This window comes from [Clostridium] clostridioforme AGR2157, from assembly GCF_000424325.1.
Taxonomy (GTDB): domain Bacteria; phylum Bacillota; class Clostridia; order Lachnospirales; family Lachnospiraceae; genus Enterocloster; species Enterocloster clostridioformis_A.
This window is the reverse complement of record NZ_AUJR01000009.1, coordinates 72107-95057: the sequence shown is the minus strand read 5'-3', so window position 1 is coordinate 95057 and position 22951 is coordinate 72107. Positions and strand designations below refer to the sequence as shown.

Sequence of the window (22951 nt, the reverse complement as noted above, 5' to 3'; positions counted from 1 at the left end):
ACCTCCTTCATTTTACAGAAACCGGTTCTCCTGTCACACAATCATGGCAGGCCACTGGGGCGGCGCCTGCTCCAGTTCAACCTGGCTTCCCAGATTCTTCCTGAGAAACCCGGCCATATACGGGATAAAGATATGCTCCAGGCCATAGTGGCCTCCGTCGATAATAGCCATGCCCCTGGCTGCCGCGTCTATCCCCTGATGGTAGCTTATATCCCCTGTCACAAGGACCTGGGCCCCCCAGGCCAGCGCCCCCTCAATTTCGCTTCCCCCCGCACCGGGGCATACGGATATACGGGAAACCTTCTGTTCCATAAGTTCATCCCCGTACACAAGGGCAAAGGGAAGGCCGAACACATCCTTTACATGGGCCGCCAGCTCCCTTACAGTCACTTCCTCCCTTAAGACTCCGCTCTTGCCGATGCCGTAGGAAACAGCGCCCTCCGGGCCATTCATCTCCCCCAGCGCCTCCAGCGGGACACAGTCAGCCAGGCCCAGCCGTTTTGCGGCCAAATCAGCCATGCAGCCGGGGGCGGCATCAAAGTTGGTATGCATGGCATAATAGGAAATATCTGCCTGTATCAGCTTCACCAGTCTTCTGGTGATGAAGTTCTGGTCATTTACCTTCTTGATGGCCTTGAATATCAGGGGATGATGGGTCAAAAGCATATCCGCCCCCAAAGCCGCAGCCTCCTTCACCACCTTGTCCGTGGCATCCAGGGCAATGTATATCTTTCTTACTTCCTTATCGCTTCTGCCTGCCAGAAGGCCGGGATTATCCCAGTCACAGGCGCAGTCCTCCGGCGCCAGTTTCCTGCATACTTCCATGATTTCACTGCATTTCATCTTGTGCCTCCTTAATCCAGGACAGTTCCCTCTGCCTGCTTATTCTGGCCTCCGCCCTGGTCTCTGTGTCGGTAATCCCCTCTTTTTCCTGAAGGGATTCCAGGATTTTCTCTATTCTGAGCGTCTCCCTGTCCAGATATTCCCTTAAGGTAACGTCCTTCTTACCAATCAGGATCCTTCCGTAAAGATAATGGGCCTGGCTTTCATATTCCATAAAGCCCCTTTTCACGCTCATCACCGTATAATATTTTCCTTCGTCCTTTACCATGGCTTCGTCCCCAATGGCAAAACCATGTCCGGCCAGATAACGCCTTACCTTATCCAAATCCGACTGGGGCGAAAGGATATACTGTTTAACGCTGTCCCACACATGGCGTCCCTCATCCAGGATCTTTATAATCAGCTCACCGCCCATGCCCGCTATGATGACCGTGTCCGCCTCACCAGGCTTAAGCTCCTTCAGGCCGTCACTGAGCCTTGTATTAATGGGAACCGACGGGGAATCCTGCCTGTGTGCCCTCTCCCACGCCTCGTATTCCCTTACATGGGCCTGGGCCCTCTCCAGGGGGCCGTATCTTACGTCCATGGCCAGGGCAGAGGCAATACGCCCTGTCTGGGCCAGGTACACGGGTATATAGCCGTGGTCCGTACCCACATCTGCAATGCGGCTTCCCTGCTTCACAAAACCGGCTACGGTCAAAAGACGGGCCGACAGCTTTACTGTTCCCGCCTGTTCTCTTTTATCTCTTGTCTCTAACTTGTTACTATTCATCCAGATAATCCTTTAACTTTTTACTTCTGCTGGGATGGCGCAGCTTGCGCAGGGCCTTTGCCTCAATCTGGCGTATCCTCTCCCTCGTCACATTAAACTGCTTTCCCACTTCCTCCAGGGTCCTGGGGCGTCCGTCGTCCAGGCCGAACCTAAGGCGCAGCACCTTCTGCTCCCGCTCCGTCAGTGTCAGCAGCACTTCCATCAGCTGTTCATGGAGAAGGGTAAAGGCTGCCGCGTCCTGAGGCACCAGCACATTGTCGTCTTGTATGAAGTCTCCCAGATGGCTGTCCTCCTCTTCACCGATGGGCGTCTCCAGGGACACCGGTTCCTGGGACATCTTCATGATTTCAGATACCCGCTCCACCGGTAAGTCCAGCCTGGCCGCAATCTCCTCCGTGGTGGGCTCCCTGCCCAGCTCCTGCAGAAGCTGGCGGGAGGTGCGCACCAGGCGGTTGATGGTTTCCACCATATGGACCGGAATCCGTATGGTCCTGGCCTGGTCCGCAATAGCCCTGGTAATGGCCTGGCGGATCCACCATGTGGCATAGGTGCTGAACTTATACCCCTTGGTATAATCAAATTTCTCCACTGCCTTGATAAGCCCCAGGTTTCCTTCCTGAATCAGGTCTAAAAACTGCATTCCCCTGCCCACATACCGCTTGGCAATGCTGACCACCAGGCGCAGATTGGACTCTGCCAGGCGTTTCCTGGCTTCCGGGTCGCCGAGCTCCATCTTCTTGGCCAGCTCCACCTCATCCTCCATGCCCAGAAGAGGAATCTTTCCAATCTCCTTCAGATACATGCGCACAGGGTCCTCCAGGCTGACGCCCTCGGGGACCGACAGGTCCAGGTGTTCCACATCAATTTCTTCCTCTTCATCCAGTTCCATTTCCTCCTCGATGAAAAGGTCAGGGTCCAGCTCATCCTCTGTCCCCATGCGGATGACGTCCACCTTATTCTGGTCCAGGAACTCAAACAGCCTGTCCAACTGGTTGGCGGCAGGGGGTTCCTGACCAAAATAATTCATGACCTCCTGGTATTCCAATACATTTTTCTTTTTCTTGGCTTCCTCCAGAAGTCCTGCCAGTTTCTCCTCAAACACGTCCGTCCCTTCCATAACTTGGTCCATCCTTCCTATGAAATGCTGTCAATCCAGGGAGATGTGCAGCTGCTTTAAGGCTGCCTGCTGCCTGATAATCTCCTGTAACTGGGTTATATCCTTTGCATTGCGGCTGGCCACATCCAGGCTGTTCTTTCTGACCTTCATCACAGTCTCCGAAAATGCCTTCTTTTGTTCTTCATTGTTCAGGGATTCCTTTAAACTGGCGTTAAACAGGGCCGCCACTTCCTTATACTGGTCCTCATCGTTGATGAACCGGCTGAGTATGGCTGCTGGGTTTAAATTTCCCTCCCTGTGTCCGTCAAATACCATCTGTGCCACCTGATGATACAAATCCTCCACAAAATCATCTGCCGTTATGACGCCCTCTATCTTCTCAAACAGGGCCGGGGTCTCTATGAGCCAGGTGAGAAGCAGTCTCTGGGAACGGCGGATTCCATCCTCCTTATCCGGCCGCCTGGGTTTGCGGCTGCCGGCAAGTCCTCTTCCGGGGAATACCTCTTCCTCTGTCTCCCGGGGTACCACGCGGCCGGAATGGTTCAGGCTTTCACCTGCCTTAAGCCCCATGGACATGCCCATGCGGTTTACCAGACCTCTCAGCTCGTCCGCCGGAATCATCTGCTCCCTGGCCACTGCCTGGAGATAATTTTCCCGCTCCAGGGACTCTCCAAACTGTAGAAGCTTCCTCGCCGTCTCCTGGTAGAACCTGGTCTTCTGCTCCGGATTATCCATCTCATATCCCCGCCGCAGTACATCCACCTCAAAGAGAAAGCTGTTCTTGGCCTCCTTAATCCGCTGGCGGAATGCCTCCGCCCCCATGTTCTTGATGAACTCGTCCGGGTCCTTATAGGGCTTCATGTTCAGTACCTTAATGGACATCCCCACCTCCTTTAAGATGGGAATGGCCCTCAGCGCCGCCTTCACCCCGGCTCCGTCGCTGTCATAGGTAAGGATAACCTGGTCCGTGTACCGTTTCAGCACATTGGCGTGCTGGCTGGTAAAGGCAGTGCCCAGGGACGCCACCGCGTTGGTAAAACCTGCCTGGTGCAGGGATATGACGTCCAGATACCCTTCACAAATCAGTAGATATCCTTCCCTGGAAAGCCTGGCATAATTCAGGCCGTAGAGATTGCGGCTCTTGTCAAAGAGTTTTGTCTCCGGGGAATTCAGGTATTTTGGCTCCCCGTCCCCCATGACACGGCCTCCAAAGCCAATGACACGGTTGTTCACATCCATGATGGGGAACATGACGCGGTTCCAGAACTTGTCCCTTCCGCCCCGTTCCTCCAGTGTCACCAGGCCGGTATCCTTAAGGAAGCTGTCCTCGTAACCCTTTCCCTTCAGGTAGCGGTACAAATCATCGCTGGTCTTATTGGAATAGCCCAGGCCGAAATGGACGATAGTCTCATCCGCCAGTCCCCTCTTAAGGCGGAAATAATCATAGGCCGGCTTGCCCTGGGGCTGTTTCATCTGATAATAGAAATAGTTTGCCGCCAGCTTATTCACTTCCAGGAGCCTGGTCCTCATCTCTGCCTGCTCCCTGGCCTCGCGGCCGTACTCCATCTTGGGCAGGCTCACGCCGGCCCTGTCAGCCAGGGACGAAAGCGCCTCCTGGAAGGTATAATTTTCATATTCCATCAGAAAGGTGATGACATTTCCCCCTGCCCCGCAGCCAAAGCAGTAATACATCTGCTTCCCCGGCGATACGGAAAAGGATGGGGATTTCTCATTGTGGAAGGGGCACAGGCCGAAATAGTTGGCCCCCTTTTTCTGCAGTTTCACATATCCTGAAATCACGTCCACGATGTCATTCTTCATTCTCACTTCTTCAATGACTTCATCGGGATAGTACATGCAATAATCTCCCTTCTGTATCTTTTAATTCCGGCTGTACGAATACGGCCGGATTGTCAGTACACGTTCCACCGCTTTGGAACGAATAATTCCTCAAACTGGTCAATGGCATAGATGTCGCTCATGCCGGCAATGTAATCGCACACTACCCGGGACTTCTTTTCCCCCTTGTTGACCATAAGAAGCACATACTCCACCGGCAGCTTATCCACATGCCCCATATAATACTCATAGAGCCGGGTAATCATGTTCTGGGCCTTTCCCTCCTCTGCCTTGGGTATATCGTTCTTGTATACATTGTCAAACATCCATTTGCGCAGGCCCTGCATGGCCTCCTCCATTCCCTCCGACATGGTAATGGCAGGTTTGTCCATACTGTTCAGTATGATGTCGTGAATCATGTTGTTGAGACGTTCTCTGACACTGTGGCCCAGCACATCGGTATACACCCTGGGCAGATCATGCTCCGTGAACATCCTGGCCCGGATGGCGTCGTCTATATCGTGGTTGATATAAGCAATCTTATCCGACAGCCGGACAATGGCGCCCTCCAGGGTGGACGGATGACCGGAGGTCCTGTGGTTGCGTATGCCGTCCCGCACCTCCCAGGTCAGGTTCAATCCTCTCCCGTCCTTTTCCAGCACCTCCACAATACGCACGCTCTGCTCATAGTGGGTGAAGCCGTCCTCACATATCTTATTCAGTATGTATTCACCGGAATGGCCGAAGGGCGTATGCCCCAGATCATGGCCCAGCGCAATGGCCTCTGTCAGGCTCTCATTGAGCCGCAGAGTCTTGGCTATGGTGCGGGCTATCTGGGATACCTCCAGGGTATGGGTAAGCCTGGTCCTGTAATGGTCCCCCTCGGGCGCCAAAAACACCTGTGTCTTATGCTTCAGCCGCCGGAATGCCTTGGAGTGAAGGATTCGGTCCCTGTCCCGCTGGTATTCAGGCCGCATATCGCACAGCTGCTCCGGCTTGTCCCGTCCCCTGGTCCTGCTGCTAAGGGACGCATAGGGGCTCATGTACGATTCTTCCAATGCTTCCAGTGACTCCCTGATATTCATCCATCCACTCCCTATCTCTATTATTATATTGTCGGATTCCTGTTTTTACTACAAAAATTTCAAATATTGCGTAAGCAAAAGAGCATCAGGCCTGTAAACAGCTGCCTAATGCTCACATTATATCATAAATTCTAACTATTTCCTAGAGGATGTAACTTTTGGTGCCTTTCCAAGGCTCCAAATCTGTAAACCCGCATGGCTCATCCCAGCCCCCATTCCCTTCTGCTATTTTAATCAACTCATAAAGCACACTTTATTTAACGCAAAAAGTGTTGAATAAAGTGTGCTCTATTTTATAAACCTGTTACTAAAGTCCTACTCCCCTGACTTTGCAAAACAGAATCTATATTGGCAGACTGTCCCTCACACAAAGGGTCCCATACCCCAGCCTCTCATTTGGCCACACATCATACCCCGGAAGGTGCCTGGCCCCTCTGGTAAAATATGCCTTAACCTTCTCACCGTAAAGAAAGGGGTCGTTACCCTGCAAAATCCCCCACTGCATCAGCAGGGCCGCGCTGCCCGTGACAAAGGGGGCTGCAAATGAGGTTCCTGTCACTGCCTCGTATCCGCCTCCCCGCCTGGCTGTGACAATATCCACCCCGGGGGCTGCCAGGTCCGGTTTTACCTGCCGCGTCTGGCGGGTGAAACCGCGGCCGGAAAAATCCGCGTAGGCGCGGTAAGAGTCATCGTAAGCCCCCACGGATATCACATTGGCAGCAGTGGAGGGAATGGTCAGGGTGGTTTCCGGAACCGGCCTTAAAAAGCGGGTGGACGGATTTAAAATCCCCCTGGAAGGCAGCCACATATCGTACTGGCCGGTCACAATCCGCTCCGGCGTCAGGCGGAAGGTCCAGATACCGCTGTCCAGATAATCCCTCACAGGCAGGAAATCAAAGTATACCTCCTGGGCCCGGCTGAAGGGACTGGGCTTGCCGTAATAAATCAGGATCTGCGTTCCCCCGTAGCGCAGGGTCTGAGGGCCCAATCGGCTGTCGATGGGCCCGATGACCTCCCCTGACGGCGTGACCAGGCGGATGGAAAACTGGTCCACATAGGACTTCCACAGCTGCACTCCCATCCCTGTCTCATAGGGCGCAATGGACAGCTCCGCATTTTCCTCCTGTCCCATGACCAGACTCCCTGCCCTGTGTCCTGCCCCGGTTCCCTCGTTTCCTGTGCCGGCCACGATGACGTTCCTTCCAATGTTCGACATGTCGTTGACGAAGGTCTCCAGCAGGCTGGTCCCGTCATGGGAGCCGTAGGTATTTCCAAAGCTTAAGTTCACAGCCAGGGGCCGGTTCATATCCTGGGCCCGCCGGACCACCAGGTCCAGGGCCTTCATCAGCTGGGTGGTCCGCGGAAAGCTGTCCGTCAGGGGCGTTCCCAGTTTCACCACCATGAGCTCGCTCTCATAGGCAACGCCCCGGTAAACACCGTTTCCCTCCCTGCCGTTTCCGGCTGCAATGGCTGCAACCGCTGTCCCGTGTCCGCTGGGGTCCGTGGAAGGCACCAGAGCCAGGGCCGATGACCGGCTACCGGTTTCCAGGGCAGCATTGATCTCCTCCCTGGTATAAATCCGGTCCCTGTCCTGGTCCGCCAGCAGTCCGATGCGGGTGGTTCCGTCCTGGTTCCTGAAATCCGGATGAAAGTAGTCAATGCCGGAATCAATCACTGCCACCAGCACACCTCTTCCCGTGAGGCCGGATTCCAGGCCGCTTATGACGCCTGCTCCCGCTCCCCCTGCTCCTGACCCGCTGCTGGTCTGAATCGTGCTTAGACAGGAGGCTGCCCTTGCCATGTTGCTGGCAAAGAACAGCCTCTTTGGTTTCTCAATGTATACAATTTGCTCCATGGCGCTGACCTGTTCTATACGGCTCTCCGGCACCACCAGGACCGCATATCCGGCAGCCAGCTCATCCACCCGGATGCCTTCGTCCCGAAGGGACTCAAGTGAGCCATTGTACCTGACTATGAGCTCCCAGGTCTTCTCCCCAGGGTCATACCCCACATTCAGGTTCACTGATTTCAGCCGTTCCTCCTCCGTGGCATCCAGGGCCAGGTTCAGCAGATTTTCCCGTTTCTGATTTTCCATATGGGCGCACCTCCTCTACCCATATGTGTATTCCTATCCCCGCACAATAGAATAAATACTGGCAAATCCCGTCAATGTGACAGACGCAACCAGAATCGGGGTGAGAAAACGGATACAGAATATCCACAGCTTCTTAAGCTTGAATGTGACCCCGTTTTTCTCCACCTCGTCCACCAGATACTGGGGATTCCATTTCCAGCCGATAAAATAGCACATGGCCAGGCCGCCAAAGGGAAGGAGGATGTTGTCCGTCACCATTCCCACAAAGTCGAACACGCTGTAATTGAGGATGGTCACATCCCCCAGGGTGCCGAAGGACAGGGCGCTGGGAACCCCTGCCAGGAAAATCAGAAGGCCCAGGATGACCGTAGCCTTTTTCCTGGTCCACTTAAGGCTGTCCACTGCAAAGGAAACCACCACCTCCAGCAGGGCAATGGCGCTGGTCACGGCAGCAAACAGCACCAGTGCAAAGAACAGGATTGCAAAGACTGACCCTCCTTTAATGGAGGCAAAAACCTTGGGAAGGGTGCCGAATATAAGGCCCGGCCCCTGTCCCGGCTCCAGTCCAAAGGAAAACACCGCCGGAAAGATGGCTATACCTGACATCAATGCAATGATGGTATCCAGTCCCGCCACGCTGGCGCAGCTTTTGGGAATATTTTCCTTATCTCCCAGATAGCTTCCGTAAGTAATGGTGATTCCCATACAGAGGCTCAGCGAATAAAACACCTGCCCCAGGGCCGCGCTGACCGCCTTCATGTTAAAGGCCGCGCTGCTGGGAATAAAGATGAATTTAAGGCCCAGGGCCGCGTCAGGCAGGGTCACGCTTCTCACGATAATTACAATCAGCAGCACAAAAAGCAGGGGCATCATGATCCTGCTGACATTCTCGATACCGCTGATGCCGTGATAACAGACAGCTGTTGTCATAAAGAGGAACAGGAAATGCCAGAACACCGGCTCAACCGGCGCGCTGATAAATGCCTCAAAATCTTTCGGGGCATGGAGGGTGGTTCCATAGCTCACAATATACTTGATGATCCAGCCTCCGATGACACTGTAGTAGGACAGAATCAGGAATGCCGCCGCCACGCCGAACACCCCTGCAATCCTGGCATTGGGGTGGATATCCCCGTATGCCAGCACGGGATCGTGGCGGGTCTTTCTGCCCAGGGACATCTCCAGCATCATCACCGGTACGCCCAGAATGCAGATAAAGAATAAATATACCACCAGGAAGGACGCTCCTCCGTTTCGTCCCATGAGATAGGGGAACTTCCACAGGTTTCCCAGTCCTATGGCTGCCCCTGCGGTTGCCATGATAAATCCAAGTTTACTTGCCCATTGATTCTTAGTCTTCATACCAGTACCTTTCCATGTCTCTTTTTAATGAATATGAATATCAGCCCGCTGACTCCCATGAGGATGGGATAAAAGCAGTAGGGAATGATTTCAAAAGGTGTCAGGCCTGTCAGGCCGGCTGCCGCCAGAAGCTGGGCGCCGTAGGGAATCAGTCCCTGTGCCATGGAGCTGAACATGTCCAAGAGGGACGCGGAACGCCTGGGCGTCACGCCGAAATCATCGCTGATTTCCTTTGCAATGGGACCAGCCATGACAATGGCCACCGTATTATTGGCCGTACACATGTCTACCAGAAGAGCCAGGGCAGCGATTCCAAGCTCTCCTCCCCTTTCACCGTTGATTCTCTTTTTGATGAAGGAAAGAATGAAGGCAATCCCTCCGTACTCCTTTACCAGGGCCACGATGCAGGCCACAATCACGGATATCACCGTGATATCATACATTCCCGTGAGCCCCGCGCCCACCTGGGTGAACATTTCCCCCGCCCCAAAGGCACCTGTAGCCACTCCGGCTATCAGGCTCAGCACAGTGCCGGTCATGAGAACCAGAAATACGTTCACTCCTGCCAGGGCGCCTGCCAGCACCACCATATAAGGCATCACCCGTAACAGGCTGTAGTCAAGGCTGCCCTGTATCCGGAACGAGGCATCCTTTCCCAGGACCAGGAATAAAAGGATCGTGACAATGGCTGCCGGCAGTACGATGAGGAAGTTCTCCCTGAACTTGTCCTTCATCTCGCAGCCCTGTGTCTTTACCGCTGCTATGGTTGTGTCGGATATCATGGACAGGTTGTCTCCGAACATGGCCCCGCCCACCACGGCACCCGCGCAGACCGCCATGGAGAATCCGGTCTTCTGGCTGATTCCCGCCGCAATGGGAGCCAGGGCTGTGATAGTACCCACCGAGGTTCCCATGGATATGGATATGAAACACCCAATGAGAAACAGTCCTGCCACAGCCACGTTGGAGGGCAGGATGGACAGCCCCAGATTGACCGTGGATTCCACGCCGCCGGCAGCCTTCACAGCGCCTGTAAAGGCACCTGCTGCCAGGAATATGAGGCACATGGTGATGATATTCTCATCCCCTACGCCCTGTGCGGCCAGCTTTATCTTTTCCGAAAAGCCCAGCTCCCTGTTCTGCACAAAGGCCGCCAGAAGCGCAATCAAAAAGGCCACAATGGCCGGCATACTGTAGAAATCTCCGGTAATGAACCCGGATCCCAAGAAAATCAGCAGAAATATCAGAATAGGCAGAAGGGCCGCCGCCCTTCCCTCACGATTTTCCTCCATGTTTTTGTCCTCCTGTATCATATGCTGGCGTACCGCCCGTATCATATACACCGGTACATACGCAAGCTGCGGCCTGTTGGGCCGCAGCAGCTTTATCCATGTTCAATTGTTCTATATACTATTTTAAGAAGCCGTTGACAATCTGGGCTTCCGCCTCTTCCTCTGTAAGACCCAGGGTCATGAGCTTCACAATCTGCTCCCCTGCAATCTTGCCTATGGCTGCCTCGTGAATCAGGGCCGCGTCAATGTTGTTGGCAATCAGTCCCGGAATGGCAAAAATCTTGGCATCGTCCATGATGATGGCGTCACACTCCGTGTGTCCGCTGCACTTGGCGTTGCCCACGATTTTGGAATTGAAGGTCTGCCTTGAGGTATCCTTGGCAACGGAACGTGACACCACATCCGCGCTGGAATCCTCTCCGTTCAGATTCACGATGTAAGTACTCTCTGCATTCTGGCTGCCATGGGTCAGAAGGCGTTCCCGCACTATAAGCTTGGCTCCCGCGGCCAGCTCAGCGGAGTTGGTCCTGTTGGTGGAGTCCACGCCCTCAATCTGGACCATCTCCATCTCCATGTAGCTGTTTTCCTCCATGTAGACTTCCGTGCCCGGATTCAGGATGCGCTTGCCGTTGCCGTCCCCCTCGCCGTAATGCTTCTCCACATATTTGACCCTGGCATTCTTTCCCACAAAGAAGCGGTGGATTCCGTCATGCTCCGAATCCTGGTCCCCGCAGTTATGAATGCCGCAGCCTGCCACGATGACCACATCAGAGTCCTCACCGATGAAGAAATCGTTATAGACCATCTCCTTTAATCCGCTGGCGCTGACCACCACGGGAATGTGTACACTTTCGTTCCTGGTGCCGGGTTTGATGCGGATGTCGATTCCCGGCTTATCCGTCTTTGTGACAATGTCTATGTTGGCCGTGGTATTGCGGCCGGCTGTCTGGCCGTTGGCCCTTATATTATAGGCCCCTTCCGGAACACCGTGAAGGTCGGCCACTTCCTCTAATATTCTCTCCTGAATGCTGTCTGCCATCTCGCTCACTCCTCCCCTCACTGCGCTGTCGCACAAAATTTACTGCAGGCGTCCACCGCGGACGAAGTACCCATGATCTGAGGCATGATTTCATCCCTGGTGCCCTGGTTCACTACCTTGCCGTCTGCGATCACCACAATCTCATCCGCAATATTGAGAATCCGTTCCTGATGGGATATGATAAGGATGGAACCGTTGGTGTTCTGTCTCATGCGCTCAAACACCTGAATCAGGTTCTGGAAACTCCACAGATCAATGCCTGCCTCAGGCTCGTCAAATACGGAAAGCTTGGAAGCCCTGGCAATGACAGTGGCAATCTCGATTCTCTTGAGCTCGCCGCCGGACAGGCTGGCGTTGACCTCGCGGTTGATGTAGTCCTTGGCGCAGAGCCCCACCTCGGCCAGGTATTGACAGGCTTCCGATACCGTCAGCTTTTTCCTGGCTGCCAGACGGAGCAGATCGATTACCTGCACGCCCTTAAAGCGGACAGGCTGCTGGAACGCGAAGCTGATTCCCAGGTTAGCCCTGTCTGTAATACTCATATCTGTTATATCCTGTCCGTCAAAGAGGATACGTCCTCCTGTGGGGCGTTCAATTCCCATGATTAGTTTAGCCGTGGTGGACTTGCCGCCGCCGTTAGGGCCTGTTATGACCACAAACTTACCGTCGTCCACTGTAAAGCTTATATCTTTGATGATACCTATTTCTCCCTTTTCATCATTCACGTCAAAGGAGAGATTCTCTAATGTAAGCATGATCTTCCTTCCTCTCTTCTTTTCTCTCTCTCACTGTACTGCTTATTTTAAGCCACAACTTACAGTATATACCATTTCCTACTAAATTACTATCAAAACTTTACCTCTAATGGTGGAATTTGTGCTTCCTCCCGGTGTTCCGGGTGGGCGCGGAAACACCGATCTTCTCCGCAAGCAGCGGACAAAAGAAGCGGATAAAGAAAGGAGCGTATGACAAAAACGGCGGTATCACTCACGATACCGCCGTTTTTGCTTTAGCACTCAAGATATACTAAAAATCCGAAGCCGTCCCCATTGGAACCGGGTTCGGATTATCATTATCTGGTGCAGAAGATGGGAGTCGAACCCACACGGTATTACTACCACACGGACCTGAACCGTGCGCGTCTGCCTATTCCGCCACTTCTGCGTTACGCTGCTCTCGCAAGCAACGTAGGTTATTATAAAGGATGATTTATGATTTGTCAATCATTTTTCGGCAATATTTTTCAAAAAATCCAGAAACTTACAATATAAAGAAAATCCATGAAGCTCAGGAAAAGCAGCTGCCGGCAACCAATTCATCCTGCCGGCAGCCATTCACACATACCCTATTCTGTTCTATCAGCTGTCTTAAGCCCTGAGTTCGATTCCCAGCCCGCTTAATCCGTTGAGTATCTTATTCATCACAGACGTGACTTCCTTTTCCTCCAGGGTGTGGTCCTTAGCCCGGAAGGTAATGGAGTATGCCACCGACTTGTGGCCTGCCAGTACCTGTGCTCCCTCGTACACATCAAAGAGCTTGTAGCTTTCCAGGACCTTTCCTCCCCTCTGCTCAATCACATCCTCAATCTGCCCCACCAGGATATCCTTTGGTACCACCATACTGATGTCCCTGGTCACAGCCGGGAACCTGGCTATGCCGGTATACTTGCGGTCAAAGGTGGTGAAATCCATAATAGACGGCATATCAATGACGGCAATGTAAGCCCTGTCGCCAATCCTATAGTTATCAGCCACATCCGGGTGTACCTCGCCCAGGAAGCCTACCACTGTGCCGTCATACAGGATGTCGGCCTTTCTTCCGGGATGAAGGTAAGGATGCTCTGCACTGGGGTCATAATGAGGCTTTTTATGCATTCCGGCCTTCTCGAAAAACTCTTCCACCACGCCCTTCATGGTAAAGAAATCACCGCTCCCGTACATTCCCAGGGTGAACTGCATGCGCTCGTCTGGAAGCTCTGTCATAGGCAGGGACTTGGGACGGTATACATTGGCCAGCTCGTACAGGCGCACGTCCTTGTTCCGACGGTTGTAGTTGGTGGACAGGGAGGTCAGCATGCCGTTTAAGGATGTGGTGCGCATGACGCTGAAATCCTCTCCCAGGGGATTGGATATCTCCACCGTTTTCCTCAGGGCACTGTCCTCAGGAATCAGCATCCTGTCAAATACCTTGGGACTCTCAAAGGAATATGTCATGCCCTGGGAAAATCCGCAGAACTCTGCTATCTCCCTGGCTACCTTCTCTATCTGGAGCTTGTAGGAAAGCTTTCCTGTGGTGGCTTCGCCGGAGGGCAGTGTGGTGGGGATCTTGTCATAGCCGTAGAATCTGGCCACTTCCTCAGCCAAATCAGCCATGCGCTCCAGGTCCTGACGCCAGGTAGGAGCAATAACCTCCTTTGTCTCAGGGTCATAGCCCAGTTCAATGGTCCCGAAGTAGGAAAGCATGGTTTCCTCAGGGATGTCCGTGCCTAAAAGCCTGTTAATCTTAACAGAGTCAAAGGGAATCCGCCTGCTGGTCCTCTTCTCAGGGTAGAGGTCGATGATGCCGCCCACAACCTCTCCCGCACCCAGCTCCTCGATGAGCTGGCAGGCCCTGTTTACTGCTTCCTCTGCCGTGTTGGGGTCCAGCCCCTTCTCGTATTTTCCGGAAGCATCCGTGCGCAGCCCCACTTTCTTGGCTGACAGACGGATATTGGTGCCGTTGAAGCAGGCTGACTCAAATACCATAGTCTGTACATTGTCCGTGATTTTGGAATTCTCTCCGCCCATGATGCCGGCGATTCCCACTTCCTTTTCCCCGTCATTAATCATGAGGATGGTGGAATCCAGCTTCCTCTCCTGTCCGTCCAGGGTCTGGAACACATCCCCGTCCTTAGCGCATTTTACCACGATTTCGTGGCCTGCCAGCTGGTCATAGTCAAAGGCGTGCATGGGCTGTCCATACTCTTCCATGACATAGTTCGTGATGTCCACAATATTATTGATGGGACGGATGCCGCTGGCTGCCAAACGGCGCTGCATCCACTGGGGAGAAGGCGCAAGCTTTATATTCTTTACCATCCTGGCGCAGTAACGGGGACACAGTTCGCTGTCCTCCACCCGCACATTCAGGTAGTCGTGGATGTCCTCACCGTTACCTGTTGGTGTGACCACCGGGGCATGGAAGGCCTTGCCAAAGGTAGCCGCGGCCTCTCTGGCTATGCCAATCACACTGTAGCAGTCCACGCGGTTGGATGTGATTTCATACTCGAACACCACGTCCCTGAGTCCCATGATTTCCACTGCGTCGGAGCCGGGCACGCTGTCCCCCGGAAGGATATAGATGCCGCTCTCCGGGGCGTCCGGGTACATATCCCTGCTGGCGCCCAGTTCCTCCACGGAACACATCATGCCGCAGGACTCCACGCCTCTTAACTTGCCCCGCTTAATCCTGATTCCATCCTCAGGAAGGGCGCCTCCGTCGTGGCCTCCCGCCACGCGGCCGCCGTCCAGCACCACGGGCACCTTTTCACCTGTGGATTCCTCCGTGATATTGGGGGCGCCTGTGACAATCTGCACCGGCTCTCCCGCTCCCACGTTAACCTGGCATACCACCAGTTTATCTGCATCCGGATGGCCCTTGACCTCAAGAATCTCTCCGACAACGATTTTTTCCAGGTTCTTATCCAGACATGTATAACCTTCTACCTTGGTTCCTGTGAGCGTCATGGCATCCGTGTATTCCTGGGCCGTGACATCCAAATCAGGGACATATGCTTTTATCCATGATAATGCTGTGTTCATGTGTTCTCTCTCCTTCTATGCTATGAATGTTTATCAGGGCGCATGATCTTAGAACTGTTTCAGGAAACGGATATCGTTTTCATACAGCAGACGCATGTCGTCAATTTCATACTTAAGCAGAGCAATACGCTCCAGTCCCACGCCAAATGCGAATCCGGAATACTCATCCGGGTCAATACCGCACATCTCCAGTACATGGGGGTGCACCATACCGCATCCCAGAATCTCTATCCAGCCCGACCCCTTACAGAACCGGCAGCCCGAACCGCCGCATTTGAAACAGGTCACATCCACCTCGGCGCTGGGCTCCGTAAAGGGGAAGTGATGGGGACGGAACTTCACCTTTGTCTCAGGCCCGAACAGCTCTCTGGCAAATTCGGCCAGCGTACCCTTAAGGTCCGCAAATGTGATGTTCTTGTCAATCACAAGGCCCTCAATCTGATGAAAGGAGGGAGAATGGGTGGCATCCACCTCGTCGGAACGGAACACGCGGCCCGGCGCAATCATTCGAATGGGAAGTTTGCCCTTCTCCATGGTACGCACCTGTACAGGTGATGTCTGGCTGCGCAGCAGGATGTTTTCATTGATGTAGAAGGTATCCTGCTCGTCCCTGGCCGGGTGCCCCTTGGGAATGTTCAGCTTCTCAAAGTTGTACCTGTCGTACTCCACCTCAGGACCTTCCACTACCTCATATCCCATGCCCACGAAAATGCGCTCCACCTCTTCCAGGGCAATGGTGCCCGGATGGCTGTGGCCCACATTATTCTTACTGGCCGGAAGGGTGACGTCGATGACCTCCCTTTTTAACTGCTCCTCCCTGGCCTTCTTAGCCAGGGCAGTCTTGGCCTCCTCCAGCCTTCCCTCAATGAGTCCCCTGACATCATTGACCATCTGGCCCACCTTTGGCCGGTCCTCCGGGGCAACATCCTTCATGCCCTTTAACAGGTTAGTCAGTTCTCCCTTCTTACCCAGATAAGATACACGGATGTCATTCAGTTTCTCCAGCGCTTCGGAAGATTCAATCTGCCTTAACGCCTCTTCTTTGATTTTCTCTAACTGCTCTTTCATGGCTTCTCCTTTTCTTTGTAACAAGATAGAATCCTGCTCCCGGGATTGTCCGCCTGCAGCAGGCTTTCTTTAAAGCTGCAATCCCCGGGGAGCATTTTTGTTTCATGGGACCCGCGTTCCAGGGAACAAAAAAGCCCCGTCTCTTCATCACTGAAGGGACGAGACTGTAAACTCGCGGTACCACCCTGCTTCCTGTATCATCCCAGGACCTGCACCTGGAATATACAGACACTTGATGCACGTAACGTGTGCCTGCGTCACAGACTACCTGAATCCTTCCACAGATTGGCGAAAGCATCCTTTTACCTGTACGGCTCCGGTGGGAATTTCAACCGTCTATCTGAACCCGGGCAGGCTTTCAGCCGGTGGCCTCCCCTCTCTGATGGAAAATAAACGTCTACTATGCACCTTCATCGCTTTTGGATTATCAAATCTAACCTACATTCTAGTCACATTTTCTGAAAATGTCAAGCGGAAAGCCAGAAAATCACATTTGACTTTGAAAAAAAGAAGGGGTAGAGTTATATTCAGGGACCATTTTGTGCTGGTCCTTCCAAAATCCCATACAAAAGAAAGGCGTACCCATATGATTCATCGTTATGAAACTCCCTGCATGGACCTGCAGCAGATTCACCAGTCCGGTCAATGTTTCCGCATGGTTCCCCTGCCGGAGGATGCATACCCTTCAGGGTCAAAGAACGGCTACCGGCTCATCAGCGGCCTCCGCGTCCTGCGTGCATGGCAGGACGGCACTTTCATCTGCCTGGACTGTCCCCATGAGGACCTTTACTTCTGGCTGTCCTATCTGGACATGGACCGGGATTACCAGGCTGTCATTGCCTCCATTGACCGGGAAAATTCCTACCTGACGGCAGCTGCCATGAGCGGGGCAGGCATCCGAATTCTGCGCCAGGACCCCTGGGAGATGATCATTACCTTCGCGATTTCCCAGCAAAAGACCATTCCGAACATACGTCAGCTGGTGGAAGCCCTCAGCAGCCGGTACGGCACGCTCCTGGAGGATGGACAAGACCTGGGGAAAGAAGATGCCCAGGGAAAAGGAGATGCCCGTGGGAAAGGAAATGCCCAGGGAAGGAGCCTTCCCCCGGCCTACTCCTTTCCTTCCCCCAGCCAGCTCTGTCTTGCTTCCCTGGAAGATTTAATGGGGCTTAAGCTGGGCTACCGGGCCAAGTACATACACAGGCTCTGCCAGGACGCGGTTTCAGGCAGGCTGGATCTATCCCATCTGGCTGCCCTGGACTATGAGGGAGCCATGGAATATCTCACTGGATTTTACGGAATCGGAAAAAAGGTGGCCAACTGCGTATGCCTTTTCGGCCTCCACCACATAGACGCGTTTCCGGTGGACACATGGATTGAAAAAATTCTGATGGAACAGTATTTTGACAGAAAAAAATACCGCCGCATCCCCAAAAACCGTCTCTGCGAAACAATCGTAGATGATGTGTTCGGGCGATACAGCGGCTGTGCCGGCATCATGCAGCAATATATCTTTTATTATGAGCGCAGCGTCAGGCAGGGAAGGGAATGAGCTGTGTCACTCCATAAGCCGCCCCATGGACGGGCGCAGGCGTCCTGCCACCGTCACTGCCAGGATGCAGAGTATATAGTCCGGAATCATGGTGGGCAGGCAGTATACCACAAAGATGGCGCCCCATCCCACTGTGTCGGGAGTCACTACCACAAAGTGGGTGATGAAGTAAAAGTAAAGGATTCCCATTCCGTAATAAATCACATAGCCCACCGTGGCGCTAAACAGGCAGGCCCCCGGCTTTGAAGCGTGCATCCATTCCACTAACTTCCCCATCACATAGGCTGCCAGGGCAAATCCCAGCAGGAACCCAAAAGTGGGGCGTATCAGATAGGAGGGGCCTCCTCCCCGTGCAAAAACAGGGATTCCCACCAGTCCGATCAGAAGATAGGCGGACACGCTGAGGAAGGCCCTTCTGGAGCCCAGCAAAAGGCCTGCCAGGAGCACAAAAAACCACTGGAGGGTGAAATTCATGGTATCCGCTCCCACCGGTATGACAATTTTAATAAAGGCCCCCACTGCCGTCAATGCCGTAAACAGCCCGCATACCGTCAGGTCCCTTGCTATTCCGTGCCGCTGCACCATTGTATGGCTTCCTGTTCTGCTTTCCTGTCTCATCTATTCCACTCCTTCTGTCTCATCAAAATCTGCCTGCCGGACAAATCACATCATGCCCAGCTCAAATATCTTCCATCTCTCCCGCAGTCCGGCTTCCCTTCCCACCGCAAAATCTCTGGCGAACTCACCGTCCCCCCACTGAGGGGCCCTCTTAAGGGCCTTGGGAGACCATTTCTGGGAAAAGGAAACCCGGACCACCTTGTACTCCTTATATCCGCAGGAGGCCGCCAGCTGGTCATAATGGGCTTTCTGGTCCTCATATTCCTCCTGGGTCAGGGTCTTAAATCCGTGGACAATGTACTCCTGTATATAATATCCGTCCTTAAAATCCCTGTCCTCCTGGTCAAAGTTCAAGGCTTCCAGCTGATTTGGGGGGAACAGCCTCCTGCACATGTCAAACTGCCCCAGGCCCTTATACTTATAAAACCAGGCAACTGTCATCTGAGGCAGGTCCGCGGGCATGGACTCAAATTTCACATGCCTGGGGAGCACCTCGTCCTGAACCGTATATTCACTTACCAGCTTTTCTCCGCCCTTTGCCTTGTTGGCCGCAGCCACCCCGAACATGATGGTCAGGCAAAGCAGCGTCAGGCCGCAGATTCTGGCGGCCTGGGGCGATATGTTGCGTCTGCTCATATAATGCGTCCTTTCATAGCCTTTAACACCGGGCCTGGGACATTTCCCTGTGTTCCATGCAGCACTTGCGTATTCCCTCGGAGGTATTGAAGAACCGTATCCCATGGGACCTTATCTTGTCCGTATTCATGGTCAGATTCCTGGGACAGGAGGCAAACCGCTCGTCATTGCGTTTTAATATGCTGCTGGAATCGCTTCCTGCCAATTCCCTGAGGAACAGCCTGGCCGTGTCAAAGGTGTTGTTCCGGTTCTCACTTCCAAAGTTATAAACGCCTCCGGGAAGCCCCATGGCTTCTTCCAGATGGCGCACCACTTCCCACACATAGGTGATTCCCCTGTAATCATGAACAGGGAACTCCACCTCCCGCCTTTCCTTTAACGCGTCCATCAGCTTCTGCAAAAGGCCCTGGCTGCCCACCCTTCCCCTGGATGGGGCGTCATACATCCATGAGAGCCTGAGGGCCACCGCATCCGGCAGGTAAGTGAGCATGGCTTCCTCTGCCCGTTTCTTATCTCTTCCATACACATTTCCCGGCTTTCCCTCGCTGCCCTCACGGTTGGGTTCCAGGGAATGGGATGTGTTGTAAATCTGGTCAGAGCTGGTAAATATCATACGGCTGCCGGCGTTCCTGCACGCCTTGGCCAGATTGACGGTTCCTCCTACATTAACTTTCTCTGAGAGGACCGGATTCCTTTCACATGCACCTGTGTCGGAAATTGCCGCGCAGTGCAGGACATAATCAGGCCGGATAGCCTTTACAAAGGCGGAAACCGCCACAAAATCCTCAATATCCAGCTCTCTGTGTGTCACCCCCACTGCCTCATATCCGTCCCTGGCGCTAAAATATTCACAAATCCGGGAACCAAGAAATCCCCCGGCCCCGGTTATTAATAAGCGTCTGTTCATTCTGTTTTTATGCCTTTCTTCAGATATGATAACATTATAGCCTACTAGTCCTTACAATTCTTTACGGATTTCTTAATATTTTAACAGGCTCTTCTTTAATATGTTATATCCTCCAGGGAAATCATCTCATATTCCGTGCTGTATTCCTCTTCCAGAAGACTTCTGTCCCCATATTCCGCCTCCCCCATCTGGTTATCATAGGGGTCGTTTCTCAAATGGGTCATGGGCGGTTCAAACTCATATCCGAACTCCCTGGCTGCCGGAAGACGGAAGGGATCCAGGTTTCCGAAGTAGAAATCCCATCTCTCTGTCTCCCCCTCCCGGTAGGCCGCCCCTCCGAAGGAACAGTCCGCGTAACGCCAGCCATGGGATTTTGAATAAAACTGCGCCCAGTCATGGCAGCTGATTTCAAAGGGTGATGTATAGAGTCCTGCCTGCCATCTGGCGGGAATGCCTGCCACACGGCACAGGGTGATAAATAAAAGCGCCTGTACGCCGCAGTCTCCCTTCATGGATGAGGCCGCATACTGCGGAATGTCGGTCAGGGTAAAATAGCTCCGCACAAAGGAATACATCACATGGGTGGTGATATAGTCGTATATCCTTCTGGCCTTCTTTAAAGGGTCCTGTTCCTCCCCCACGATTTCAGCCGCCAGTTCCCGGATCAGGGGAGTAAAGCGGATATGGGGCTGCTGCTGCGCCAGCCAGGCATCCGAGGGCTCTGCAAAACCATTTGCTCCATGCTTCTCTCCGGCGTGTTCCGGGCTGCCGTGTCTCAGGCTGCCGTGTTCCAGGCTGCCATGGGAGAAATCCAGGTATGCTTCCTGGTTCTCAAAGGAAAATTCCACCGAATATTTCTGCCCTTTCCTGTGTTTTGTATGGAAGCAGATGGTGCGCTGGAAGGCATCTGCCCGAGAAATGGTATACTCCTGTTTTTCGGCTTCCCTTTCCCCGATTCTTACGCTGTGGATTTTCACATTCTTTACCTGGGCGTATTCAATTGGCAGCGGAAGATAGACCTTGATATCTTCACCTTCCCGCTCCGCTTCCTCCAGGATCCCAAGTGTCCCGCGGATGCAAAACCTGCATCCAGCGCCTCCCTGTTCTTTCATGGAAGCAATGGTTCTGTTAAGCAGTGCAAAGTTTTCCGCCTTAGACCGGACCAGTTCCCGATCCAGTGCCCGGTTCTCATACTCTTTCCTGGTCTTTAAGACATTTTTCAGGAAGCAGCTTCGGAAGCGTACCTCTCCATCCACGTAAATCCAGTCCGCGGCATCCTCCTCCCACAGTTTTTCGAGTTCACTGTCCTTAAAATCCCTTACATTGTCCCGCAGCATATCAAGGGCCTCAGACCATGTATAGGGGTACTGTCCCGGCATCCGCTTAAGAATCTCCTTTTCAATCATAAGACGCTTTCTCAAAGCCTGGGGAATGTCCCTTTTCAGCCTGCTGTCAATCGTGCGGACAGCCCTGTCAAAATCCCCTCTCCACTTTAACTTTTCTATATCTTCCGGAAGCGGAACCGCCAGGGTCTCAAAACAACTGTAATCCATCTGAATCTCCCTCTCCTTTTCCCTTGCTGTGACTTTTTCCTTGCTGTGACTTTTCCCTATCATAACCTTTTTTTGCCCATTACACAATACCGGGAATGGACGTAAAAAGCCCGGACAGGCTTTGTGTGCTGCCTGTCCGGGCTCATGCTGTTTCCTGTCTATTTGAAAATACCCTTTTTCTTAGGCTTCTCTTCCTCTGGGGATGTGACGCCGTTCATGGCGTCGTCAAACCGTCTTAAGGCTTCCTTCTGAACCTGGTTCATGCGCTCCGGGACCTGAACCACCAAGGTAACATAGTGGTCGCCCCTGACACTGCGGCTGCGCAGCGAGGGAACACCCTTGCCCTTTAAGCGCACCTTGGTATCTGTCTGGGTGCCTGGCCTTACATCGTACTCCACTTCGCCGTCCACGGTCTTTATGCGAATGGGGCCTCCCAGGGCTGCCCGCGCAAAGGAAATGGGCACCGTGGAATAAATACTGGTATCCTGACGCTTGAATATCGGATGCTGGGAAACAACTGCCTCCACCAGCAAATCACCGCGCTCGCCGCCGCCTGTGCCGGGTTCGCCGCCCCCTGCCAGACGCACGCACTGACCGTTGTCAATGCCTGCCGGTATGGATACCTTGAATTTCTTGCGTACGGTCTTATAGCCCGTGCCGTAGCAGTCAGGACACTTTTCCTTGATTACCTGCCCGGTACCGTTACAGTCAGGACATGTCTGCACATTCTGCACAGTCCCGAAAAAGGACTGCTGTGTGTACATGATTTTGCCCTTTCCGTTACACTTGGAACAGGTTTGAGGGGAGGTGCCTGCCTTAGCGCCCGTGCCGTGACAGCTGGCGCAGTTTTCCTTAAAGTTAATCTCGATCTCTTTATCACAGCCAAATACGGCTTCCTCAAATGTAATCCTGACAGAAGTCTTTATGTTGGCGCCCCGTGAGGGTCCGCTCCTGGCCCTCCCGGACCTGCCGCCGCCAAAAATATCACCGAAGATATCTCCGAAGATATCACCCATATCCCCGCCAAAGTCAAAGCCGCCGAAGCCGCCGCCAAAGCCGCCTGTCCCGGCGCCGCCCTGTTCAAACGCAGCATGGCCGAACTGGTCGTACTGCTGACGTTTCTGAGGGTCGCTTAACACGCTGTATGCCTCGGAAGCTTCTTTGAACTTGGCCTCTGCCTCTTTATCGCCTGGATTGGCATCGGGGTGGTATTTCTTGGCAAGTTTCCTGTATGCTTTTTTCAATGCATCCTCATCTGCATCTTTGGGAACGCCCAGAACTTCATAGTAATCTCTCTTACTCTCTGCCATGTTGTTTACCTCTTAATCTATCTGAACGCCGCAAAACTGGCCCTGACAGGCAGTTTCAAAAGC

18 protein-coding genes, 1 tRNA gene and 1 other annotated feature are annotated in these 22951 nt (G+C 53.3%); of the genes, 1 reads left to right on the top strand and 18 read right to left on the bottom strand.

All coding sequences use genetic code 11. The annotated features are described in order from the left end of the window. Positions 1-33: 33 nt before the first annotated feature. The 13 genes from G614_RS0105640 to pheS form a co-directional block, all read right to left on the bottom strand. The gene (locus G614_RS0105640; RefSeq protein WP_027641178.1) at positions 34-843 is read right to left on the bottom strand and encodes a Nif3-like dinuclear metal center hexameric protein; all 810 of its coding nucleotides are present in this window, start codon (positions 841-843) and stop codon (positions 34-36) included. Beyond that, the gene (locus G614_RS0105635) at positions 830-1615 is read right to left on the bottom strand and encodes a tRNA (adenine(22)-N(1))-methyltransferase (RefSeq protein ID WP_027641177.1); all 786 of its coding nucleotides are present in this window, start codon (positions 1613-1615) and stop codon (positions 830-832) included. The genes G614_RS0105640 and G614_RS0105635 overlap by 14 nt, the downstream gene beginning before the upstream one ends. After that, the gene (rpoD, locus tag G614_RS0105630; protein WP_027641176.1) at positions 1608-2732 is read right to left on the bottom strand and encodes an RNA polymerase sigma factor RpoD; all 1125 of its coding nucleotides are present in this window, start codon (positions 2730-2732) and stop codon (positions 1608-1610) included. The genes G614_RS0105635 and rpoD overlap by 8 nt, the downstream gene beginning before the upstream one ends. Positions 2733-2762: 30 nt before the next feature. After that, positions 2763-4589, bottom strand: a complete 1827-nt coding sequence (gene dnaG / locus G614_RS0105625) for a DNA primase (RefSeq protein WP_027641175.1) — start codon at positions 4587-4589, stop codon at positions 2763-2765. Positions 4590-4645: 56 nt separating this feature from the next. Then, complete coding sequence (locus tag G614_RS0105620; RefSeq protein WP_027641174.1) at positions 4646-5656, bottom strand: deoxyguanosinetriphosphate triphosphohydrolase; 1011 nt, start codon at positions 5654-5656, stop codon at positions 4646-4648. 343 nt (positions 5657-5999) lie between these two features. After that, entirely contained in the window at positions 6000-7751 is a 1752-nt protein-coding gene (locus G614_RS0105615; protein ID WP_027641173.1) for a S8 family peptidase, read from the bottom strand. A gap of 33 nt (positions 7752-7784) precedes the next feature. After that, the gene (locus G614_RS0105610) at positions 7785-9113 is read right to left on the bottom strand and encodes a sodium-dependent transporter (protein ID WP_027641172.1); all 1329 of its coding nucleotides are present in this window, start codon (positions 9111-9113) and stop codon (positions 7785-7787) included. After that, complete coding sequence (locus G614_RS0105605) at positions 9110-10405, bottom strand: Na+/H+ antiporter NhaC family protein (protein WP_027641171.1); 1296 nt, start codon at positions 10403-10405, stop codon at positions 9110-9112. The genes G614_RS0105610 and G614_RS0105605 overlap by 4 nt, the downstream gene beginning before the upstream one ends. Before the next feature lie 118 nt (positions 10406-10523). Next, entirely contained in the window at positions 10524-11444 is a 921-nt protein-coding gene (locus tag G614_RS0105600; protein ID WP_027641170.1) for a SufB/SufD family protein, read from the bottom strand. 17 nt (positions 11445-11461) lie between these two features. Next, complete coding sequence (locus G614_RS0105595) at positions 11462-12199, bottom strand: ABC transporter ATP-binding protein (protein ID WP_027641169.1); 738 nt, start codon at positions 12197-12199, stop codon at positions 11462-11464. Between the two features lie 322 nt (positions 12200-12521). Then, positions 12522-12608: transfer RNA gene (locus G614_RS0105590), tRNA-Leu, on the bottom strand. Between the two features lie 203 nt (positions 12609-12811). Then, the gene (pheT, locus tag G614_RS0105580) at positions 12812-15244 is read right to left on the bottom strand and encodes a phenylalanine--tRNA ligase subunit beta (RefSeq protein ID WP_027641168.1); all 2433 of its coding nucleotides are present in this window, start codon (positions 15242-15244) and stop codon (positions 12812-12814) included. A 48-nt stretch (positions 15245-15292) separates the two neighbouring features. Further along, positions 15293-16312 (bottom strand): phenylalanine--tRNA ligase subunit alpha, encoded by a 1020-nt coding sequence (pheS, locus tag G614_RS0105575; protein ID WP_027641167.1) that lies wholly within the window; start codon positions 16310-16312, stop codon positions 15293-15295. Between the two features lie 151 nt (positions 16313-16463). Beyond that, positions 16464-16735: a binding site (T-box leader), on the bottom strand. 163 nt (positions 16736-16898) lie between these two features. Between pheS and G614_RS0105570 the strand changes: the two genes are divergently transcribed. Continuing rightward, positions 16899-17864, top strand: a complete 966-nt coding sequence (locus G614_RS0105570; protein ID WP_027641166.1) for a DNA-3-methyladenine glycosylase family protein — start codon at positions 16899-16901, stop codon at positions 17862-17864. A gap of 6 nt (positions 17865-17870) precedes the next feature. On the opposite strand, the gene G614_RS0105565 is transcribed toward G614_RS0105570, so the two are convergent. The 5 genes from G614_RS0105565 to dnaJ all read right to left on the bottom strand — a co-directional run bounded on the left by G614_RS0105565 (position 17871) and on the right by dnaJ (position 22888). Further along, entirely contained in the window at positions 17871-18482 is a 612-nt protein-coding gene (locus G614_RS0105565; RefSeq protein ID WP_027641165.1) for a biotin transporter BioY, read from the bottom strand. A 45-nt stretch (positions 18483-18527) separates the two neighbouring features. Next, the gene (locus G614_RS0105560; protein ID WP_027641164.1) at positions 18528-19118 is read right to left on the bottom strand and encodes a hypothetical protein; all 591 of its coding nucleotides are present in this window, start codon (positions 19116-19118) and stop codon (positions 18528-18530) included. 22 nt (positions 19119-19140) lie between these two features. Beyond that, on the bottom strand, positions 19141-20025 hold the full coding sequence (locus G614_RS0105555; protein WP_027641163.1) for an SDR family oxidoreductase: 885 nt from the start codon (positions 20023-20025) through the stop codon (positions 19141-19143). 95 nt (positions 20026-20120) lie between these two features. Beyond that, on the bottom strand, positions 20121-21578 hold the full coding sequence (locus G614_RS0105550; RefSeq protein ID WP_027641162.1) for a transglutaminase-like domain-containing protein: 1458 nt from the start codon (positions 21576-21578) through the stop codon (positions 20121-20123). A gap of 158 nt (positions 21579-21736) precedes the next feature. Next, entirely contained in the window at positions 21737-22888 is a 1152-nt protein-coding gene (gene dnaJ, locus G614_RS0105545) for a molecular chaperone DnaJ (protein WP_027641161.1), read from the bottom strand. Between the last annotated feature and the right edge of the window lie 63 nt (positions 22889-22951).

Bases quoted from the DNA above. Each gene is read 5' to 3' on its own strand.
- dnaG (WP_027641175.1), bottom strand. From the start codon at position 4,589: ATGTACTATCCCGATGAAGTCATTGAAGAAGTGAGAATGAAGAATGAC.
- dnaJ (WP_027641161.1), bottom strand. From the start codon at position 22,888: ATGGCAGAGAGTAAGAGAGATTACTATGAAGTTCTGGGCGTTCCCAAA.
- G614_RS0105640 (WP_027641178.1), bottom strand. From the start codon at position 843: ATGAAATGCAGTGAAATCATGGAAGTATGCAGGAAACTGGCGCCGGAG.
- G614_RS0105570 (WP_027641166.1), top strand. From the start codon at position 16,899: ATGATTCATCGTTATGAAACTCCCTGCATGGACCTGCAGCAGATTCAC.
- G614_RS0105600 (WP_027641170.1), bottom strand. From the start codon at position 11,444: ATGGCAGACAGCATTCAGGAGAGAATATTAGAGGAAGTGGCCGACCTT.
- pheS (WP_027641167.1), bottom strand. From the start codon at position 16,312: ATGAAAGAGCAGTTAGAGAAAATCAAAGAAGAGGCGTTAAGGCAGATT.
- G614_RS0105550 (WP_027641162.1), bottom strand. From the start codon at position 21,578: ATGGATTACAGTTGTTTTGAGACCCTGGCGGTTCCGCTTCCGGAAGAT.
- pheT (WP_027641168.1), bottom strand. From the start codon at position 15,244: ATGAACACAGCATTATCATGGATAAAAGCATATGTCCCTGATTTGGAT.
- G614_RS0105565 (WP_027641165.1), bottom strand. From the start codon at position 18,482: ATGAGACAGGAAAGCAGAACAGGAAGCCATACAATGGTGCAGCGGCAC.
- rpoD (WP_027641176.1), bottom strand. From the start codon at position 2,732: ATGGAAGGGACGGACGTGTTTGAGGAGAAACTGGCAGGACTTCTGGAG.
- G614_RS0105555 (WP_027641163.1), bottom strand. From the start codon at position 20,025: ATGAACAGACGCTTATTAATAACCGGGGCCGGGGGATTTCTTGGTTCC.
- G614_RS0105605 (WP_027641171.1), bottom strand. From the start codon at position 10,405: ATGGAGGAAAATCGTGAGGGAAGGGCGGCGGCCCTTCTGCCTATTCTG.
- G614_RS0105595 (WP_027641169.1), bottom strand. From the start codon at position 12,199: ATGCTTACATTAGAGAATCTCTCCTTTGACGTGAATGATGAAAAGGGA.
- G614_RS0105635 (WP_027641177.1), bottom strand. From the start codon at position 1,615: ATGAATAGTAACAAGTTAGAGACAAGAGATAAAAGAGAACAGGCGGGA.
- G614_RS0105560 (WP_027641164.1), bottom strand. From the start codon at position 19,118: ATGAGCAGACGCAACATATCGCCCCAGGCCGCCAGAATCTGCGGCCTG.
- G614_RS0105610 (WP_027641172.1), bottom strand. From the start codon at position 9,113: ATGAAGACTAAGAATCAATGGGCAAGTAAACTTGGATTTATCATGGCA.
- G614_RS0105620 (WP_027641174.1), bottom strand. From the start codon at position 5,656: ATGAATATCAGGGAGTCACTGGAAGCATTGGAAGAATCGTACATGAGC.
- G614_RS0105615 (WP_027641173.1), bottom strand. From the start codon at position 7,751: ATGGAAAATCAGAAACGGGAAAATCTGCTGAACCTGGCCCTGGATGCC.